The 18,779-nt window shown below is 58.5% G+C and carries 14 protein-coding genes and 2 pseudogenes; 10 read left to right on the forward strand and 6 right to left on the reverse strand.

The window, feature by feature from the left end:
- Positions 1-277: 277 nt before the first annotated feature.
- The 8 genes and pseudogenes from S101446_RS16670 to S101446_RS16705 form a co-directional block, all read left to right on the forward strand.
- Positions 278-791 (forward strand): annotated as a pseudogene (locus S101446_RS16670) (transposase); the annotation flags it as partial.
- Between the two features lie 198 nt (positions 792-989).
- Positions 990-1,466: a hypothetical protein gene (locus S101446_RS16675; protein ID WP_370664434.1), complete on the forward strand. Its 477-nt coding sequence runs from the start codon at positions 990-992 to the stop codon at positions 1,464-1,466.
- 11 nt (positions 1,467-1,477) lie between these two features.
- The gene (locus tag S101446_RS16680) at positions 1,478-2,725 is read left to right on the forward strand and encodes a TolC family protein (RefSeq protein ID WP_087608999.1); all 1,248 of its coding nucleotides are present in this window, start codon (positions 1,478-1,480) and stop codon (positions 2,723-2,725) included.
- Positions 2,722-3,879: an efflux RND transporter periplasmic adaptor subunit gene (locus S101446_RS16685; RefSeq protein ID WP_087609000.1), complete on the forward strand. Its 1,158-nt coding sequence runs from the start codon at positions 2,722-2,724 to the stop codon at positions 3,877-3,879. Before S101446_RS16680 ends, S101446_RS16685 begins: the two co-directional genes overlap by 4 nt.
- Positions 3,879-6,953, forward strand: coding sequence for an efflux RND transporter permease subunit (locus tag S101446_RS16690; protein WP_087609001.1), 3,075 nt, complete (start codon positions 3,879-3,881; stop codon positions 6,951-6,953). The genes S101446_RS16685 and S101446_RS16690 overlap by 1 nt, the downstream gene beginning before the upstream one ends.
- A complete protein-coding gene (locus S101446_RS16695; RefSeq protein ID WP_007396721.1) occupies positions 6,953-7,624 on the forward strand; it encodes a response regulator transcription factor in 672 nt (223 codons plus the stop codon). Before S101446_RS16690 ends, S101446_RS16695 begins: the two co-directional genes overlap by 1 nt.
- Positions 7,621-8,958: a histidine kinase dimerization/phospho-acceptor domain-containing protein gene (locus tag S101446_RS16700; RefSeq protein ID WP_087609002.1), complete on the forward strand. Its 1,338-nt coding sequence runs from the start codon at positions 7,621-7,623 to the stop codon at positions 8,956-8,958. The genes S101446_RS16695 and S101446_RS16700 overlap by 4 nt, the downstream gene beginning before the upstream one ends.
- A 169-nt stretch (positions 8,959-9,127) precedes the next feature.
- Complete coding sequence (locus S101446_RS16705; protein ID WP_010511654.1) at positions 9,128-9,538, forward strand: RrF2 family transcriptional regulator; 411 nt, start codon at positions 9,128-9,130, stop codon at positions 9,536-9,538.
- 244 nt (positions 9,539-9,782) lie between these two features.
- Here the strand turns inward: S101446_RS16705 and S101446_RS16710 are convergent.
- From S101446_RS16710 to S101446_RS16720, 3 genes and pseudogenes are all read right to left on the reverse strand, one after another.
- Positions 9,783-10,537 (reverse strand): annotated as a pseudogene (locus tag S101446_RS16710) (IS5 family transposase); the annotation flags it as partial.
- Between the two features lie 44 nt (positions 10,538-10,581).
- The gene (locus S101446_RS16715) at positions 10,582-11,493 is read right to left on the reverse strand and encodes a sulfite exporter TauE/SafE family protein (RefSeq protein WP_087609068.1); all 912 of its coding nucleotides are present in this window, start codon (positions 11,491-11,493) and stop codon (positions 10,582-10,584) included.
- A gap of 190 nt (positions 11,494-11,683) precedes the next feature.
- Positions 11,684-13,081 (reverse strand): sensor histidine kinase, encoded by a 1,398-nt coding sequence (locus tag S101446_RS16720; RefSeq protein ID WP_025440171.1) that lies wholly within the window; start codon positions 13,079-13,081, stop codon positions 11,684-11,686.
- A 453-nt stretch (positions 13,082-13,534) separates the two neighbouring features.
- On the opposite strand from S101446_RS16720, the gene S101446_RS16725 reads away from it, so the two are divergent.
- Complete coding sequence (locus S101446_RS16725) at positions 13,535-14,221, forward strand: response regulator transcription factor (RefSeq protein ID WP_007396728.1); 687 nt, start codon at positions 13,535-13,537, stop codon at positions 14,219-14,221.
- A 431-nt stretch (positions 14,222-14,652) separates the two neighbouring features.
- Here the strand turns inward: S101446_RS16725 and S101446_RS16730 are convergent, their stop codons facing one another.
- The 3 genes from S101446_RS16730 to S101446_RS16745 form a co-directional block, all read right to left on the reverse strand.
- Positions 14,653-15,360, reverse strand: a complete 708-nt coding sequence (locus S101446_RS16730) for a VIT1/CCC1 transporter family protein (protein WP_007396730.1) — start codon at positions 15,358-15,360, stop codon at positions 14,653-14,655.
- The gene (locus tag S101446_RS16735; RefSeq protein ID WP_025440172.1) at positions 15,350-15,931 is read right to left on the reverse strand and encodes a cytochrome b; all 582 of its coding nucleotides are present in this window, start codon (positions 15,929-15,931) and stop codon (positions 15,350-15,352) included. The genes S101446_RS16730 and S101446_RS16735 overlap by 11 nt, the downstream gene beginning before the upstream one ends.
- A gap of 246 nt (positions 15,932-16,177) precedes the next feature.
- Positions 16,178-16,660: a hypothetical protein gene (locus S101446_RS16745; protein WP_087609004.1), complete on the reverse strand. Its 483-nt coding sequence runs from the start codon at positions 16,658-16,660 to the stop codon at positions 16,178-16,180.
- A 569-nt stretch (positions 16,661-17,229) separates the two neighbouring features.
- On the opposite strand from S101446_RS16745, the gene S101446_RS16750 reads away from it, so the two are divergent.
- Positions 17,230-18,771 carry a carbohydrate porin gene (locus S101446_RS16750; RefSeq protein WP_087609005.1) on the forward strand — a complete coding sequence of 514 codons (1,542 nt, stop codon included), beginning with the start codon at positions 17,230-17,232 and terminating at the stop codon, positions 18,769-18,771.
- The last annotated feature ends 8 nt before the right edge of the window (positions 18,772-18,779 follow it).

Here is an 18,779-nt window from a genome sequence, read left to right on the forward strand (position 1 = left end):
AATCACCTGTTTCAGTCTGGGTGCGGGGTGAGTCTGGAGCCTTATCCTGACGCCGATGAGCGTTCAAAACGCCGGGTACCGGCTAGACGAGCCATCAGCCCGCATATGAGTGCGGCTGCACAACGCGGGCCTATGTATGATACCGGTGATCGGGTTGAAAAAGGCAGAGCTGGGTACCGAGGGCACGACAGCATCATGTCCGTCCGTAGCAAGGAACTTTAACAGATGCTCAAATCCGAGATACGAGCCTAGCCAGCTGTGGCAGAGCAGCACAAGTGGGCAAGACGCCACGCCTTCGGTGGGTGTTATTGACAGCCAGCCGGTTAAAACCGCTACAACAGCGGCCGCTGTGGTTATGACGCGAGCAAAAAAAAATCAAGGGTCGCGAGCGGCATATCTCGACCGACACGCTGTGTCATGTCGTGGCAGCTGTCGTGCATCCCGCCGACATTCAGGATCATAACGGTGCGCCGCTGGCAGCAACCAAAATACGCTCATTGTTCGCTTGGCTGCGCCATCTGATTGGTGAGGGTGGATATGCTGGCGAGAAGTTGCGTGGTGTGCTGGTCGAACGTGGCCGACGGACGATCGAGATCGTCAAGCGCAGCGATCGGGCTGAAGGCTTCATCATCATGCCGAAACGCTGGATCGTGGAGCATCGCTTCGTATGGCTCGGACGCTGCCGCCGTTTCACGAAACATGTCGAGGCACCAATCTCGTTATCCTGTGCACAGGTGATGATTGTCCATATCTGCAGGGTGCTGAGACAAATCAATCAAACCGCTTTCTAATTCAGGCTCTAACAGAGCCTTAAATTCACATATGAAATTATCGCTTACTCTAAATATAGAAATGATAATCATTTTCATAATATAAATTCTCTTTTGTAGACCGGATGTTCAGGTTCACGTCAGGTTTCTCTGTTACCGTCAGAAAGTCATCGTCGTGATGGCAGGAACTTTATGTACGCCGGGGAACAGACGCTTATTATGCAAAGGATAGTGCGGGATAGTCTGTATGCAGCCTGTATTTTCTTCCTAGGGGTGTCGGCCGCTTGGGCGGATGATGGGACAGAGGGCATATGTATGACGGTCCGGCATGGTATACGTTTGCATGTAGATGGCATGTATGGGGGTTATCCCCATTCCGTACTGCGTGACGCCGTGCTGCAGGGCGTGGCGTGCCCCTCTGATGAAGCTGAACGGCATGTCTTCGGTCTCATTGCCGACCCGCCGCCACACCTGCGTATTTCCGTTACGAGGCCCATGGGGCAGGGGCAGCAGGGGGCGATTTCGGCCCGGCTGTTCTCGCAGGGGCATTTTGTCATCGGGGAACGCATGTCCCTTTCGCCCCTGGCGCGTTCGCAGTCCCCGTTTTCGGTCACGTCCGAGATCAATCTGCTGATGGCGCGACTGTGGAGCGATTTGGCCGAACGGATCAGCCATGGTGGTCGCGCCATTCCATGATGGCCTGAAGCATGAACCGCGCCATCCCCCCCATCGTGTCGATCGCCATGGCCTGTGCCCTGCCATGGATGGCCCTGGCCCAGGACGCCCGCCCTGGCCCATCCTTCCATGAAGCCGTCGGCATGGCCTGGGCGATCGATCCCGTCCGCACCGAACTTCAGGTCGGCCATCATTCCGCCCGCGCCCGCGCCAGCGCTGCCGGGTCATGGTTTGCCGGCGGCCCGACCCTGTCGGGTGAATACATGGATGACCACATGCTGGGCAGTAACGAAGGCTATACAACCTATCAGGGCGGCGTGTCGGTGCCGCTGTGGCTGCCGGGGCAGGGCAGCGCCACGAAACAGGTCGCCAGCGCGGAAGCCGCGTCGATTGATGAACAGCTCAATGTCGAACACATGGCACTGTCCATCCGGGTGCTTGATGCAGGCGCCGCCGCCCTGATCGCCCGCAGCCGGGTGGATGTGGCCCGCACCCTGTATGATGCGACCGCGCGCATGGCCGCCAGCGCCACGCGCGCGGTGCATGGTGGCGAACTGGCCGCGACCGACGGGCAGGTGGCGCAGGCGGCGATGGAGAACGCGCGCGATGAACTGGCCCTGGCACAGGAGGAAGCGCAGAACGCGACTACGGCCCTGGAGGTGCTGCTGGGGCGCCCGGTTGTGCCTGACCTGAGCCGTTATGGTGGCGGCGACGTGACGCAGGCCCGTTTTGTCAGCCCGCGCGACATGGAAGACAACGATCCCCGCATAAAGGTCGCGCACCGTAATGTGGAAGCCGCCGAAGCGAACATGAAACTGGCGCGCCGTTCGTTCATGCCCAACCCGGAAATCGGCGTGGACGCCATTCATGAAAAGCAGTACGGCAGCCCGTGGGATGATCGTGTGGGCGTGAATTTCAGCATCCCCCTGCCCAGCGAGGTCCGTAACACGCCCATCATGTCCGAAGCCCGCAACCGCCTGGCCACGGCCACCAGCCAGGAAACGCAGGCGCGGCGCATGGTGCATCTGGAAATGATGCGCGTGCGCGAACGCCTGATTACAGCCACCACGGCACGGCAGGCCACCCGCAGCGCCGCTGAAAGCATGGAGAAGCGCGCCGTGGCACAGGAACACGCCTGGCGGGCAGGCGAAGCCAGCCTGGACACGGCACTTGCCGCCCGGCAGGCAGCAGCCAATACCCGACTGGCCAGCGCGCGGGCGGAGGTGGAGTGGCATGTGGCCAGCATCCGCATGCTGGTCGCGACAGGCATCGTGCCATGAAGCCCGTTGCCGTTACCCTCGCCCTGCTGCTGCTCATGTCCGGTTGCCTTGCGGCCCGGGCGGAGGAAGCCACGCTGCCGCCCGTGGTCAAGCTGGATGCGGCGGCACTCACCAATGAAGGCATCAGCGTGGTCACGGCCACGCCCGGCACGGTTGCGCCCGTGCTGCCGGTCATGAGCCGGGTCACGGCCGATACGGCACGGGTCGTGCACATCCATCCCGCAGGCAGCGGCAAGGTGCTGGCGGTGCTGGTGCAGCCGGGCGCGCATGTGGCGCGCGGGCAGGCGCTGGTGCGCTATCAGGACCATTCCCTGCATGTCGCGCGCCTGCAGGCAGCCCAGATGCGCGCCGCACTCACGGCCGCCATCGCGGCCCGTGCCGATGCCGCCGGTGCCGTGCAGCGGGCGAAAGCGCTGGCGGGCGAGAGCATCTCCATGGCCGAACTGCGCCGCAGGCAGGATGTGCTGGCGCAGGCAGACGCCACCCTGCGCGCCCGGCAGGCGGATGTGGACACGCTGGGCCACCGCTTTGCCGAGGAGTTCAATTCCTCATCGGAACAGGACAGCAAGGGTGTGGAGGATGAGACCTCAACCCTGATTTCCCCGCTCGATGGCACGGTACAGGCGATCAATACATCGGTGGCCGGCGACGTGGACCCGACCGTGGATGTGGCGACCGTGGCCGACCTGTCCGGCATATGGCTTGTCTCCGACATCCCGCCTGACCAGGCGGCGCGGATCGGATCAGGCGGCCAGCAGGTGACACAAGCGCCCGGAGGCCCGCTCATCTCGCGTATCGATACGGTGGATGGCATGGCCAGCCCGCTGACCGGGCTGGTCCGGGTCATCAGCGCCGTGGCCAACCCTGGCGGCGCCCTGGTGCCCGGTATGGTGCTGGATGCCACGCTGGCGCAGCGCGACAGCGTGGCGGGCATTGTCGTGCCATCCGAAGCCCTGCAGCATATTGACGGGCGCTGTGTCGTGTTCGTGCGGGTGAGCGAAACCGATTACCGGCCCGTCGTGGTCGATGTGGCGCTCGATGACGGGACGCGGGCGGTCATCCGTTCCGGGCTGAAAGGCGGCGAGCCGGTCGTATCCCATGGCAGCTTCGCCCTGCGTTCGGTCATCGGCCTTGCCAGGATGGATGCGGACTGATGGCGCACAGATACCTCGAGGCCCTGCTGCGCGCGCGCATGCTGGTGCTCGGCGGCCTTGGCCTGCTGCTGGCGGCAGGCATCATGGTGGTGCTTGGCCTGCCGGTGGAGGCGGTGCCCGATATCTCGCCCCGGCAGGTGCTCGTCTCGGTCGTTGCCCCCGGTCTTGCGACGGAAGAGGTGGAAAAGCTCATCACCTTCCCGCTTGAGGCCAGCATGACCGGCATTCCCGGCATGACCGACCTGCGCTCCGTCTCCCGTGGCGGGGTGTCGGTGGTGTATGTGCAGTTTGCCGACGGGACCGACATCAACCTGGACCGCACCCGCGTCAATGAACGTATAGAGCAGGCCCGCGCCAGCATATCCGTGCCCGGCATTACGGTCAGCATGGGGCCGCTGGCCACTGGCATGGGCGAGATCATGCAGTTCCAGATCCGTGGCGCCGGGCGCTCGCTCATGGACCTTAACCGCATCATGAACTGGACCGTGGTGCCGCAGATGCGCCTCGTGCCCGGCGTGGTGGATGTCAACGTCAATGGCGGGGCGGAAGAAACCTACGAGGTTACGCTGGACCCCGCGCGGCTGATTGGCAGCAACCTGTCGGTGGGCGAGGTCTATCGCGCGGTTGATGCCAGCAATGCGGCATCGGGCGGCGGGTGGATCACCCATCATGCCGAACAGCAGAGCGTGGTCGGGCGCGGACTGGTGGGCAGCCTGGCGGATTTTGGCAATATCGCCGTGCGTACCAACCCCGATGGGTCCGCCGTGCGGCTGCGCGACCTCGGGCGCATCACCACCGGCGCGCGCACGCGGCTGGGGGCAGTGACCCGTGATGGGCAGGGCGAGATCGTGATCGGCGTGGTGATGATGGAAAGCGGGGCGAGTTCCAACGCCACCCTTGCCGCGATAGACCGCGCCCTGCCGGGCATAAGGCAGGCGCTGCCCGCCGGGGTTACGATCGAACCCTATTACACCCGCGCCACCCTGACCGGGCAGACCATTGCCACCGTGCGTGACAATCTGGTTATGGGCGCAGTGCTGGTGGTAGGCGTGCTGGTGGTGGTGATCGGCCACTGGCAGGCGGCGCTGGTCATCGCCTCGGTCATTCCGGTGGCCCTTGTCTGCGCCATGGCGGGGATGCGGCAGTTCGGCATTTCCGCCAACCTGCTCAGCCTTGGCGCGATCGATTTCGGCATGATTGTCGATGGTTCGCTGGTGGTGATCGAACATGTGCTGTCGCGCAGGGAGGAGGAGCCGGACGCCGAATTCATTCCGCTGGTCATCTCCTCCGTGCAGCAGGTCATGCGCCCGGTGGGGTTTGCCATACTGGTCATCATCATGGTCTATCTGCCGATCCTGACCCTGCAGGGGATCGAGGGGCACATGTTCCGCCCCATGGCGCAGACGGTCATCATGGCGCTGCTGGCGTCGCTGGCGTACTGCTTCATCTGCGTGCCCGTTCTGGCCGCCCTTGCGCTGGGGGGCGTGCGGCCTGCGGGTGATACGCGGCTGATTGCCTTCCTGCGCCGGCCCTATACCCATATGGTGACATGGGGGGAAACCCATCCACGCATCCTGTTTGGCGGTACGCTGGTGGTGCTGGCCCTTTCAGCGGGGCTTGCGATGAGGCTGGGCGGTGAGTTCATTCCCCAGCTTGATGAAGGGGCGCTGGCGGTCACCACCACGCGGCTGCCCTCGGCCTCGCTTGATACCGTGCTGGCTTCGGTCACGAAGCAGGAGCAGATCCTGCGCAGCTTCCCTGAAGTGCGCGCGGTGGTCAGCAATACCGGCACGTCCGCCATTCCCACCGACCCGATGGGCGTGAACGAGACCGACAGCTTCATCTTCCTCAACCCGCCCTCCACATGGAAAACCGCCCGCACGCAGGCGGGGCTGGTCGCCGCGATGGATGATACCCTGCGGCGCGAACTGCCCGATGCGCTGTATTCATGGAGCCAGCCGGTGCAGATGCGCATGGATGACCTGCTCTCTGGCGTGCGCACGCAGATTGCCGTCTCGATCTTTGGCGATGACCTGGCCATGCTGGCCGAGCTGGGTGACCGGGTGGTGGCGGCTATGTCCGGCGTGAAGGGGGCAGCGGACGTGGCGGCTGCGGGGGACGGCACCGTGCCGCTGATCGTGGTCGACATTGACCGCACGCAGGCTGCCAGCCGCAATGTGGCGGTGCAGGACATTCTCGATACGGTGGAGGCCATAGGCGGGCATATCGGCGCCCGGCCGGTGATCGTGGATAACGCCATCATCGGCACGCAGGTCCGCCTTGACCCCCGCGTGGCGACATCCGCCGCCGCCATTGGCGCGCTGCAGGTCCGGCGGATGGACGGGCAGGGGAATGCGATGCTGTCACAGGTGGCGCATGTGCATGAAGTCGATGGGCCGCCGCGCATAAGCCGCGACCGGGTACGCCGGCGCATGGTGGTGCAGGCCAACGTGCGCGGGCGTGACCTTGCATCATTCGTGGCCGAAGCACAGGCCCGTGTGGCGCGGGACGTAAAACTGCCTGCAGGATATAACATGCAGTGGGACGGGCAGTTCCGTAACCTGCAATCAGCTACAAGGCGGCTGGAGATCGTGCTGCCCGTTGCCCTTGGCCTGATCTTTGCGCTGCTGGTGGTGGCGTTTGGCGCGGTGCGGCCCGCGCTGCTGGTGTTCGTCAACCTGCCGGTGGCGGCAACCGGCGGCATCGTGGCGCTGACGCTGCGCGGCATGCCGTTCAGCATTTCGGCGGGGATCGGCTTCATCGCGCTGTTTGGCGTGGCGATCCTGAATGGCGTGGTGCTGGTCAGTGAGATCGCAGCCCTGCGGGCACGGGGAATGGCCGTGGCACAGGCGGCCTTTGCGGCCGCGGAATCCCGCTTCCGTCCCGTCATGGCCACAGCCCTTGTCGCCAGCCTTGGCTTTTTTCCCATGGCGTTTTCCGAAAGTGCGGGCGCGGAAGTCGAGCGCCCGCTGGCCAGTGTGGTGATCGGCGGGCTGGTCACGTCCACGTTGCTGACCCTGCTTGTGCTGCCATCACTGTATGCCCGGGTCATGCGGGAAAAGGATCAGGACTGATGCGTATCCTTATTGTCGAGGATGAATACGATCTGGGTGTGGCGGTGCAGGAGCGCGTGGGTCTGGACGGGCATGCCGTGGACTGGTTCACGACGCTGGAGGACGCGCGCGCGGCCATGGCAACGGTGGATTATGATTTCATGCTGCTCGACCTTGGCCTGCCCGATGGAAGTGGGCGCGACCTGTTGCGTGAGGTCCGTCGGACATCATCAGACATCGCCATCCTCATCACCACGGCAGAGGACCAGATCAGTGACCGTATCGCGGGTCTGTCCGAAGGGGCAGATGATTATATCGTCAAGCCCTATGACCTGAATGAACTCGTGGCACGTATTGCGGCAGTGGCCCGCCGGTATGCATCGCCGCGCAGGCACGCGCACTGCCGCGTGGGAGAGATTACGATAGACCGGGAGAACCGGTCTGTATCGCGTGATGGCGAGCGGCTGGACCTGACCGCGCGGGAATGGAGCATCATGGAACTGCTGTCGCGCAGTCCGGGCCGGATCTATTCGCGCCAGCAGATTGACACCGCGCTGTATGCGCTGGACCGGGACGTGGACAGCAATACCGTCGAGGTTTTCATCAGCCGCCTGCGGCGCAAGGTCGGCAACACGGTCATCCGGACCATACGCGGCCGTGGCTACTGCCTCGATGCAAGGGACGGCGCATGAAAAGCTGGAGCCTGTCTACCCGGATCATCAGCAGCGTACTCATGGTCGTGATACTGGGGCTGCTGATCCTCAGTGTCGCGGTAGGTGGATTTACCCGCTACGAGGTAACGGAACGGCTGGACAACTCGCTTCAGGAAGTTTCCGAGCGCCTGCAGACGGCTGTGGAGACACGACTGCATGATCCGGGTGCGGCGTCGTCCATCGCCTGGCTGCCGGAAGTCGGGCCACGCACCCTGGCCTATCAGATCGTGGATGTGACCGGGCATGTCGTGTTGCGTTCCCAGAATGCCCCGCAGGACGCATTCGAGCGCGCGTGGCGGACCGGGTTTGCTAATGTTCCGCATTTTCGCGTTTATGTCGCGTCACCCGTGGCGGAGAAATACCGCGTTCTTGTGGGGGAACCGACCTTCCACCGGCGCGAGGCCGTCCGGCGCGCGATGCTGATCTCTGTCGTGCCCATGCTGCTTTTCATGCCGGTGATCTGGTGGCTGGTGCGCCTGATCGTGCGGCGCGCCCTGCGCCCGCTGGACCTGCTGCATGACGAGATGCGCGCACGTGGCAGCGGCAACCTTCAGCCCATTCCCCCCCTTGATCTCCCTGACGAACTAGTCTCCATCCAGCGCTCGATCAATACGCTGTTGGCGCGGTTGGAGGCAGCGCTCTCTACCGAGCGCGCCTTTGCCGCAAGCGCTGCGCATGAACTGCGTAATCCGCTTGGAGCCCTTCTGGCGCAGGTACAGATGCTGGGCCGACTGATGCCGGCGGCTTCGGATACGGGCCGGCGGGTGGAGCTCATTGCCGACCGGACCCGCAGGCTGGGCCGCACGGTGGAAAAACTGCTGCAGTTTTCCCGCGCCTCGTCCGGCGTCGCTTTCCGGCGCGACCGTTTCGACCTGATGACCGTAGTGCATGTCCTTGTCGATGATCTTGGGCATAATCCGTGTGACGGGCAGGGCATTGTCATCGCGCCAGACGGGATTCACCACATATTCGTACATGGTGACATGGATGCGACCGGCATCATGTTGCGCAACCTGCTTGAAAACGCCCTGCTGCATGGAGGGCACCATATGCCCGTGCGGGTGGCCGTGCTACCAGATGGTGGAATCGACATCACCAATGACTGCCCCGCGCTGCCACCCGGCATATTCCAGCGGCTGACTAGCCCATTCGTGCGCGGCGGGACCGGTAATCATGGCAGTGGCCTGGGTCTCGCCATTGCCAGTAATATCGCTACCCAAATGGACGTTACTCTGCGCTTACGTTCCCCACTTACAGGATCTGCCAGAGGATTTGGTGTGTGTGTCACCTTTCCAAACTCGAAGGTAACCTAATTCATGACAGTAGAGGAACAGACGCGCAGGCAACTCCATTTTGCGTACTCTACTCCCCTATGTCACGAATGCCCTGCGTCACGGTTGCCTGGTACAGCAGCCCGTTGGCAATATTCTGAGAGGCTGCTTGGGAAAATCAGTCAACACGTGCCTATGGGTGGTGGGGTTGATGCCTCTTTCGCTGCGTACCGACTACGCTTTCCGTGTGTTGATCCACTTGGCGTGTAATCCTGATTCGCGTGTTACCGTCAGGAACATCACTGAGTTGCAGGGCATTTCGCACAATCATCTTGTGAAAGTTGTACAACACCTGTGTCATGCCGGGATCGTACAAGGTACCCGGGGAGGTACTGGTGGCATCCGTCTGGCTGTGTCTGCCAGAAACATCAACGTCGGTCATATTATGCGGCTCATGGAAACTGAAAAAGAATCCCCTGGCGCCTGTCACCCATCTGGCAATAACCAGTGTATACTGGGCAATGCTTGTCAGTTTCGCCATCTCATAGTACAGGCCGTTGATGCATTTATGGCATTTTCCGATGGAATGAGCTTACTGGATCTCACTAGTGGTTCAGGATAATGTGTTTGCTCACTTTTCCATCCTGGCATGATGCCTCCCTCAAACAGTTGATAGAACATTTGAAGCCGTCGATGAAAAAAATGTCACTGTAGTCATAGTGAATCTCGTGTGAAGTAAGATTCATATAATCTTCAGGTGCAAAGTTCATTTTGTTGCGGGTAATATAATGATAGCGGACGTTATTATTATTACGGTGTTGAAAGATTTTTACCAAAGTACGGACGGCTTCTAGGCTCGGGACACATAGCCAGAACATGACGGTTGCGGTGAGACAGATGGCTGAGAAGAAGACGGTCGGGCATCTGTTGTAGCGGGTTGCAACCCGCCGCCAGCCCTTGAGCCTTCCGAATATGATCTCGATGCGATTGCGGCGTTTATATTTTCTCTTGTCGTATCTGACCGGTTTTCCGCGAGATTTCTGTCCTGAAATGCAGGGCTTTTATACCTTTTGCTTCCAGGGCGTCCCTGAACCAGTCGGCGTCATCCCCGCGATCTCCCGGCATCCATTGTGCTTCAGGAAGACTATCCAGCAGGGCAGCGGCATCGGTATAATCGCTTATCTGTCCCGCAGTCATGAAAAAGCTCAGCGGTCGCCCACTCTGGTCGGTGATCGCATGCAGCTTCGTGTTTATGCCCCTCTGGTGCGGCCGATCAAGCGACCTGGATCCCCTTTTTTAGCCGCACGCTCGAAGCCGTGCGGTGTGCCTGGAGATACGTCGCATCAGTCATGATGGTCTGGGGCTCTGCCTTTCCGGCAGCCAGACCGTCCATCATCCGGGCGCAGATCCCCATGGCGCCCCAGCGCTTCCAACGGTTTTAGAGCGTCTTATGTGGACCGTATTCCCGGGGCGCATCGCGCCAGCGCAAGCCGTTCCGATTGACAAAAATGATGCCGCTCAGCATTCGGCGGTCATCAACGCAGGCTCTACCATGGCTCTTAAAGAAAAAGGGCCGCAGACGCTCCATTTGTTCGTCCGGCAGCCAAAACAGGTCGCTCATCTCCAGTCTCCTCACAGAGCCTGAATCAGATTCCCGCACTTAAATCAATGGGTTGTTATCATAGGGGATGAAGCCAGTCTGGAAAGCACTCGGGGGCTCAACTCGCGTTCATCACCATTTTCCCATTCAACCGCGAAAGTGTGTTGTCGCCATGACACGGACGCTGCGGCTTCATGGGCTACGTGGGCGAAATGCACCGTGACATTTGCCTGCCGCGCTAACTGACTACTGGCGGAGATCACCATCATGACACCCGCCACGACCATGGCGGCATGACCAATATGGTGAAACAAGCGATCATGCAGGTGCGGCAACAGGTACTTCATGATTATTGATGACAGAACCGCCGCCGCAGCAACAGCGATACCCGCAATGCTGGCCCGGGTATTCAACAGGCCGAACTCAGCGTAGAGAGCGATCTTGAGCACATGCAGCATGATTTCGTTGGCCGCGCGGGTTGCGACGATTTCTTCCTTCCGCAGACCAAGTCGATAATAAAACCCATTGAACACCAGGCCGACCGCTCCGGTAAAACCGGAAATGAAGCCGACGGTAGCACCCAGCACGTGCAGTTCGATAGCGTGGGGCGTTTTCACAGTGACCTGGGGTGCAGGCTTGCGAAAGAGAAGGGGAAGATTCCCCATCAGGAATACGCCAAGAAGCAGCGACAGATAGGCTGGCTCCATACGGCTCAATGCCCATGCGCCCAGGGCGGCGAAGGGCAACGCGGTGGGCGCAAAATGCCGGACGATGTCCCACCGGATCGCCTGCCGGAACGAGATGATGCGCGTCGCCGAACTGGCAACTGTCCCGATCGACAGGGCGGCTGGCACCTGAGTGCCAGGCAGCACCAGCCCCAGCAGGGGCATTAGGAGCAGCCCGGCACCGCCTCCCGACACGGCGCTCAGGCCAAATGCCGCGGCTGATGCAACCAGAATCAGGGACCAGAGCAGCATGGTTTGTATGAATCCCGATTTGGATCCCTGCTCGCCGGGACCGTTGCAGGCGGCCACATCGCATGGGCGCGCGGCATCATTATTTCTGGCGAAAGCTCACGGGGATGTCAGCTTACAATGCCCCAATCTTCAGTCGTATTTGCACATCTCTAACCAGCCAGGAGGTCTGCTGTCTATGAGGCCGTGAAGGCTAGAGCTCTATGGGTAATTTAACGATACACCTTACGCCAGGGTTGTTGTGAGACAAGACGATCGTGCCCCGGTGCAGTTGTACTACGGCTTTCACCATGGTAAGCCCTAGCCCGTTACCGTCATGCGTACGGCTTGTATCAAGACGGACAAAGCGGTCGAATACCCGAAGCATGGCTTCGTCCGGAATGCCTGGACCATTATCGGCTATTTCTATCGTGATGGTCTTGTCCGAAAGCATTATGGTCGCTGTGATGGTGGTCTGGTCGGGCGTATGGCGTACGGCATTCTCGATCAGGTTGGAGAACGCCTGCCGTAAAAGGACTGGATGACCGGTGACGGTAGGGCAGGCGGGAATGATTTCGGTTTCCAGGCGCTGTCCATTGTCTTCGATAACGGAGCGATACGGTTCTAGAACTGATTCCAGAAGTCGTGCGGGATCGAGGGGTTCCATTTCGTTGTTCCATGCCCCGGACTCAAGTTGCGCCAGCTTGAGCAGCGAGGAAAATATTTCCAATGCGGCATCCAGATCCTCGATTGCACACTCGACCTGCTCATGCATGGTATCGGAAGGTCCATGTGCCCCAATGGCGCGCTCAAGATTCTGGCGCATACGCGCCAGCGGGCGGCGCATGTCGTGCGCGATGTCATTGGAGACCTGTTTCAGACTTGCAATCAGGTATTCATTCTGGTCGAGCATCGCATTGAGGCTCTCCGAGAGATGATCAAGCTCATCATCCGTGCCACGTAGCGGGATGCGGCGAGACATATCGCCCTGCATGATGCTCCGTGCCGTCCTGCTTATCGTCTCGATCCATTTCAGGATCAGGTTGCTCAGGAAAAGGCCGCCTGCTACCCCTATCAGACCAAATCCTGCAATGCCCCACAGGATCGTTGTCCATAATGCGCGTTGGAGATGCGTCAGGGGCGAGGCATCCATGCCCACGAAGTAATAGCCGCCGTCATCAAGGCGATAACCTATTCCATAAACGATATCCTGGTTGATTTCTTTCGGCAGGCGATGGGACCATGCCAGCCAGCGTTCGCCCGGCACTGGTCGCAGATGCAGCATGTTGCCTGCGACAATGACCTGTCCGGGGTCCTGAAGCAAATAATGGAAACCGGGTTCATGTTCGATCAGTCCTTGCACAACTGGCAGGAGATGACGGACATCCGCAACACCAGCATCTGCAAATGTCTCATGGCTCTCGTTCTCCACTTCCCGGCGGATCTGCTGGCGCATGGTTGACTGGCTGTAAAGGCCTGACGTTATAGTCATGACCATGCCGCCCAATATAAAAAGACCGGCGAACAACGTGACGATACGAAACGACGTCGTGGCGATGATACGTCGTGTCTCCACATTTCGGCGTCGGGATATCCTATTCCACGACATCATTGGACATATTTATCATGTAGCGACATCCTCTCAGGATATGGATGACCGGACAAGATCCACCCGTCCCCGATCATGACAGGTCCGGTTGGCATAGGCTCCAGCCCTGTAGCCTGACTTTACCCCCAATGGTCTTTCCGCGTTAACCCCTTTGCCTTGTCCTGTCCGGAGAGAACTTACCGTCTTTTATTTTTTATATGCCTGCGCGTACGTAGTATTTGTTTTAATACCGTATAAAATATAATACATATACATCCACATTTATGATATGTATCACATGAAATATTGATATTATTTATTCTGTATTCAATTTGGAGACATGGTCGATACATTAAAAAATGCCAATAATTGTCTATCCATCGTCATGGATGGTGTCATGTAACAATGATTCTGATAACCTGATCAAGAACTCAGTCTCGCTGGGCGGGACATTAAATTTGTTGATTGGCCTGCTTCATGACGCTGGTAACACGCCCCCGCCTGCTTTTGGTTGAAGATGACCACGCAACTACGGATTACGTGCGGCAGGGACTGGAGGAAAGCGGAATTGACGTGGTTTGTGTCGCTAACGGGACCGATGGATCGCAGCATGCCCTGTCGCAAACGTGGGATATCGTCATTCTGGATCGCATGCTGCCTGGTCTGGATGGACTGACAATTCTCATGCGCATGCGCTCTTATGCCATCATGACGCCAGTCCTGTTCCTGACGACGATGGATGGCGTACCAAGCCGTGTCGCCGGTCTGCGGCATGGTGCGGATGATTACATGATCAAGCCATTTGCATTACGCGAGTTGGTCGCGCGCGTGCAGGTACTGCTTCGTCGATCATCTTCCTTCCAGCATACAACAATAATGAATGTGGCTGACGTTGAACTCAATCTGCTGACGCTTGCAGTGACACGGAATGGCGAAAAGGTTCTTCTGCAGCCTCAGGAACTAAAACTTCTGGAATATTTCATGAGGAATGCAGGCACGGTGCTTTCCCGGCAAATGTTGCTGAAGGATGTCTGGCATATGGATTTCCCGGTTCGTACGAACATCGTCGAAACGCATATTTGTCGTCTGCGGGAGAAACTGGGGCAGGATGGCCAACCTCTGATCCACACCGTCAGGGGTAGCGGTTATGTCATGAGTGCGTGACTCCCTGGCGGTATAGGATGATCTTGCATGCATGCCCGGTTCGGCCATCCTGGATGAGATAGGTACGCAAGCAGGATGACCATGGCGTGTAGGCAAATGCCTTTCGGTCCGACATCGTAGTCGGCCATTAATGATCGCAGCGACAACGGAATAGAGATCACTGCGCATATAATTCGCGTCCCGCAGGAGAAGCGGGGTTCCCATAGCCGCCTTGGGAAAGTCTTCAAGGAAGTTGATGCCCACTATCTATTGCCGGGATAGCATAATCCCACAGACCTATTTCTATGTAATATTATATTGTTTTTGTCACGATATAAATGAAATGCAAGTCGCATGCAGAGCACTGAAACGACTGCCTTTGATAGCACAATTACAAGAAGTACATTCACGATATCATTCCATTCGTTCAATATACAGAAATATTTAATACATTATGTCTGTACCCCGAATATCCGGCCGATGGCAGCCGTCACGGCCATCGCTACGATGCCCCAGAATATGACCCGCATTGCCGGACGCCATGGTGAGGCCCCACCTGCACGCGCACCCACGACTCCCAATACCGCCAGACCAATCAGGGATACAGCGGATACACTCCACGAGACCACGCTGGCTGGCGACAGCAGGGCTGCCAGCACGGGCAGTATGGCACCGGAAGAGAATGCGCTAGCCGATGCAAAGGCGGCCTGTACCGGACGCGCCGCTGTCGCGTCCGAAATGCCGAGTTCATCGCGGGCGTGCGCCCCCAGTGCATCATGCTTCATGAGCTGAAGGGCAACCTTGCGTGACAGAATATCATCCAGGCCACGCTGACGGTATATCCCGGCCAGTTCGCTCACTTCAGCGTCCCAGCTACTGCCAAGCTCCTTTTTTTCGCGGGCGAGGTCAGCCTTCTCAGAATCCGCCTGCGAGCTAACGGACACATATTCCCCCGCGGCCATGGACATGGCCCCGGCAGCCAGACTGGAAATTCCAGCCAGCAGGATGCTCCCCTGTGTCGCATGGGCGCTGGCAACGCCGATGATCAGGCTGGATGTTGACAGGATACCATCATTCGCCCCCAGAACAGCGGCCCGCAGCCAGCCCAGACGGGAGGTCGCGTGGATTTCTTTGGGGCGCAGCGGTATTTTACTTTCCATATTCATCGGATACATTCCCTGTCAGCAGCATTCTCTGAAAAACATTGTCCCGGAGAATGAAGTAATGAAAACACGCGGCCAGCGCATGACCCGTGGCAAGCACGATGATCAGCCAGCCATTCCACTGGTGCAGCCAGTGCAGAATGCCGACTGTCGATGTCGGAAACCTGCCAAAGGGCGGCATGATCTGGATGGACAGGAAACTCATGGCCTGCCCATTGCCCCATCGCCACAGATACCCAAGGAGGATTTCCAGCAGGACTAGCCCATACAGGCTGTATTCCACGTAGCGCGCCAGCATGGCATCAAGCCAGCGATCGGCGGCGCGGATCTGCCGCCCCCAGCCTAGTCGCCATAGCAGGCGTGCGGGAAACAGAACGCTCAGTACCATGCCTGCCGTCAGGTGGGTCACCACCAGCTGATGGTGTAGCGGGTTCCGGAACAGGCCCCATAAATTCGCGGTTGCGAACTGCAACATGATAATGGCCGTGCATCCCCAGTGGAAAATGATTGTTGGTGCGTCATAACGTGCTGGGGAAAGGCCAGATTTGTATTTCATCCGAACGATCATATCACTCAAACATGACGCGAACCTGAACGATTGGCCGCCTTGCCGATACCTGCGGCCAGTTGGTGTTCAGACTGTAAAAAAAGAACGGAGATGGTAAACCCACGACGACACCGGCAGCGAGCAAGGAACCTGTATCCAGATAACTGTGTGGCGCCCGTGACCTAATGACATCGCAGAATATGTGCAAGCTACGGCCATTTTCGGTAAACCGGATCGCAAATGTGATGGACTGAGCGTGTTTCCCCATTATGGAATGGCACGCTTCCCCTGTGCGATCCGGTTCGCCAGATCGCCCCATAGGCGTGCTGTTGCAAGGTTGATGTCTGCCTTTACCGAAAAAGGAGACTGGGTGCGTGAGAAAGGAGAGAGGGACATCCGTTCGCCGATAACGAAATGCCCTTGTGAAAACAGCATGATGGACAGCGATCCCTGCTGGCCCTGCCCGATGGGGCGCATGACGGCAATACGCATATGGGGCGGCGGTATCGCAATGGTATGGAAAGCGCGTAGTTCTGCATCCCCCGAAGGACAGGCTACGCTCTCCAGCACCGCATCACGCAGGACGGAATGGGGATATCCGCCATACGTGCCGTCGACATGCAGCCGGATACCCTGTTCCACTGTCTCACAAATACCGTTTGTTTCTGTTTCTGTTTCGGCGCGCGCCACACAGCCGGATATGCTGACTATCATCAGGATTGCCAATCCGTAATTCACTATCGATCTCATAATATTTGTCCGGCCTCCTGGCACCTGACCCTGGCCATGCCATCATGCCGATGCTCGCTGTTCTTGTAACACGCAGACATGACGTGAACCTGAACACGGAAAATAAGGTCACGGGGGAGACGCTGCTAGCAAGAGATCAGCCGTTATGAGCAATGGTAGGGCCGCCAATCCTTGTAGCAGGCAGCATGGTACTCAGTATTACCACGCATGCCGGCGATCATTTTGTGCAGGCAGCCAAAGTGAAAAGTCTGAATTGTTTTCCATAGAAGCGGCAGCCGCGATAATTTATTTTCCGCTATGTGTTTTCGTCCATCGCCAAAGCAGAATAGACACCTTTTTATGACCTTCAGGCATATTTTTTAAAAATAATAAATTAAATTACGAGAACGATATAATATCACAATTCTCTTTTATTCACATTGTGTCTTTAACAAAAACATCATGTTGTGGAAAGAAGACCGGGTATATGATATCTGTCTGGATTACGACCTTTTTTACGATAATATGAGAAACATTTGCGACCGTGCGAACTGACATCACGCAGGATTCCGGCGGTTTGCGTTACCCGATTGTTCCGGCGTGTATGTGAGGGAATTTTCTTCTGGGGCATCGGCGGTTTCATCTCCGTTGCGGGGCAGGCCCAGACCGCCATTGCGGGTGGGCAGGCCCATCTGGGCGCCAGTACACCTTTCTTGGCCCAGATTGACCCGGCGACCGTGCGTGATTCCTGGCAAGCAGGCGCAATCACGACCAGCCACAGCCAAGATACGCCGTCTGCCGGTGGGAGCCTGCTGGGGAATATGGGGGGACTGCGTCCATGGCTGGCCCGCTACGGCCTGACGCTGAGCATTCAGGACGTCAACGAGTTATGGGGTAACGCCACGGGCGGGATCGGCAGTACCAATGGCGATGGCAGGGGATCGGGCACGGGCCCTTCCTATATCGGCATTACCATGCCGACCCTGATGGCGGATCTGGAAAGGATGATCGGGCTTAAAGGCGCGACAATCAACATCAGTGCCCTGCAGATCCGGGGACGTGCCGTCACTCAGGACCATCTGGGCAATTTCAACCCCATCAGCGGATTTGAGGCGGATCGCTCCACCCGCCTGTTTGAACTTTGGTACCAGCAGTCCTTTCTCAGGGGCGCGCTGGACGTCAAGATCGGCCAGCAGGATCTCGATACGGAATTCCTGATCAGCGATTACGCGTCCCTGTACCTCAACGCCAATTTCGGATGGCCAATGGGTCCTTCGGTCAACCTTTATGCTGGCGGTCCTTCATGGCCGCTTGCAGCTCCCGCAATCCGGTTGCGCTACCGACCCGGTGAAAAATACACATTCATGTTCGCGGCGGCGGATGACAATCCGTCGGGTAATCAGGATAGCAGTGTCTTTGGCGTGACCGGAAACCCGGCGGACCCCACCAGCCAGACCATAAGGGATGGAAGTGGCACGCAGTTCAATATGGGAACCGGCGCGCTACTGATTACCGAAATTCAGTATGCCTTCAATCCTCAATCTGGCGACAGTGGACGCGCGGCCAGTCATCCGGGCCTGTCAGGCGTTTATAAACTTGGAGGCTATTATGATACGGCACGATTTCCGGATTATCGATATAACACACAGGGACTGTCTCTTGGCGCGGATGGTGGTACACCCCGCTGGGATCGGGGAAACTGGCTGATTTACGGGATAATCGACCAGTTGATCTGGCGTCCGTCGCCTGATGTATCACGCGCACTTGGCCTGTTTGTCCGGGCGACGGGTAATAGTGGTGATCGCAATATCATAAGCTTCGCCATTGATGCCGGCCTTAACCTGAAGGCGCCCTTTTCAGGCAGGACGAATGATACACTTGGTCTGGGCTGGGGTATCGGTCGCGTCACATCAGGCGTGCGTGCCTATGATCGCGCGCGCGGTGCCCTGGTGCAGGGAAACGAAAATCATTTTGAACTGACCTATCAGGCCCAGATCACACCATGGATGGTCGTGCAGCCCGATTTCCAATATGTCCTGAACCCCTCGGGCGGCACGGGAGATCCATCCTGTCCGACGCACCGGATTGGTAATGAAGCCGTATTCGGGTTGCATACCAATGTGAATTTCTAGATGAACCT

The organism is Komagataeibacter europaeus (assembly GCF_002173515.1).
Classification (GTDB): Bacteria; Pseudomonadota; Alphaproteobacteria; order Acetobacterales; family Acetobacteraceae; genus Komagataeibacter; species Komagataeibacter europaeus.

Bases quoted from the DNA above. Each gene is read 5' to 3' on its own strand.
- S101446_RS16675 (WP_370664434.1), top strand. From the start codon at position 990: ATGCAAAGGATAGTGCGGGATAGTCTGTATGCAGCCTGTATTTTCTTC.
- S101446_RS16680 (WP_087608999.1), top strand. From the start codon at position 1,478: ATGAACCGCGCCATCCCCCCCATCGTGTCGATCGCCATGGCCTGTGCC.
- S101446_RS16685 (WP_087609000.1), top strand. From the start codon at position 2,722: ATGAAGCCCGTTGCCGTTACCCTCGCCCTGCTGCTGCTCATGTCCGGT.
- S101446_RS16690 (WP_087609001.1), top strand. From the start codon at position 3,879: ATGGCGCACAGATACCTCGAGGCCCTGCTGCGCGCGCGCATGCTGGTG.
- S101446_RS16695 (WP_007396721.1), top strand. From the start codon at position 6,953: ATGCGTATCCTTATTGTCGAGGATGAATACGATCTGGGTGTGGCGGTG.
- S101446_RS16700 (WP_087609002.1), top strand. From the start codon at position 7,621: ATGAAAAGCTGGAGCCTGTCTACCCGGATCATCAGCAGCGTACTCATG.
- S101446_RS16705 (WP_010511654.1), top strand. From the start codon at position 9,128: ATGCCTCTTTCGCTGCGTACCGACTACGCTTTCCGTGTGTTGATCCAC.
- S101446_RS16715 (WP_087609068.1), bottom strand. From the start codon at position 11,493: ATGCTGCTCTGGTCCCTGATTCTGGTTGCATCAGCCGCGGCATTTGGC.
- S101446_RS16720 (WP_025440171.1), bottom strand. From the start codon at position 13,081: ATGATGTCGTGGAATAGGATATCCCGACGCCGAAATGTGGAGACACGA.
- S101446_RS16725 (WP_007396728.1), top strand. From the start codon at position 13,535: ATGACGCTGGTAACACGCCCCCGCCTGCTTTTGGTTGAAGATGACCAC.
- S101446_RS16730 (WP_007396730.1), bottom strand. From the start codon at position 15,360: ATGGAAAGTAAAATACCGCTGCGCCCCAAAGAAATCCACGCGACCTCC.
- S101446_RS16735 (WP_025440172.1), bottom strand. From the start codon at position 15,931: ATGATCGTTCGGATGAAATACAAATCTGGCCTTTCCCCAGCACGTTAT.
- S101446_RS16745 (WP_087609004.1), bottom strand. From the start codon at position 16,660: ATGAGATCGATAGTGAATTACGGATTGGCAATCCTGATGATAGTCAGC.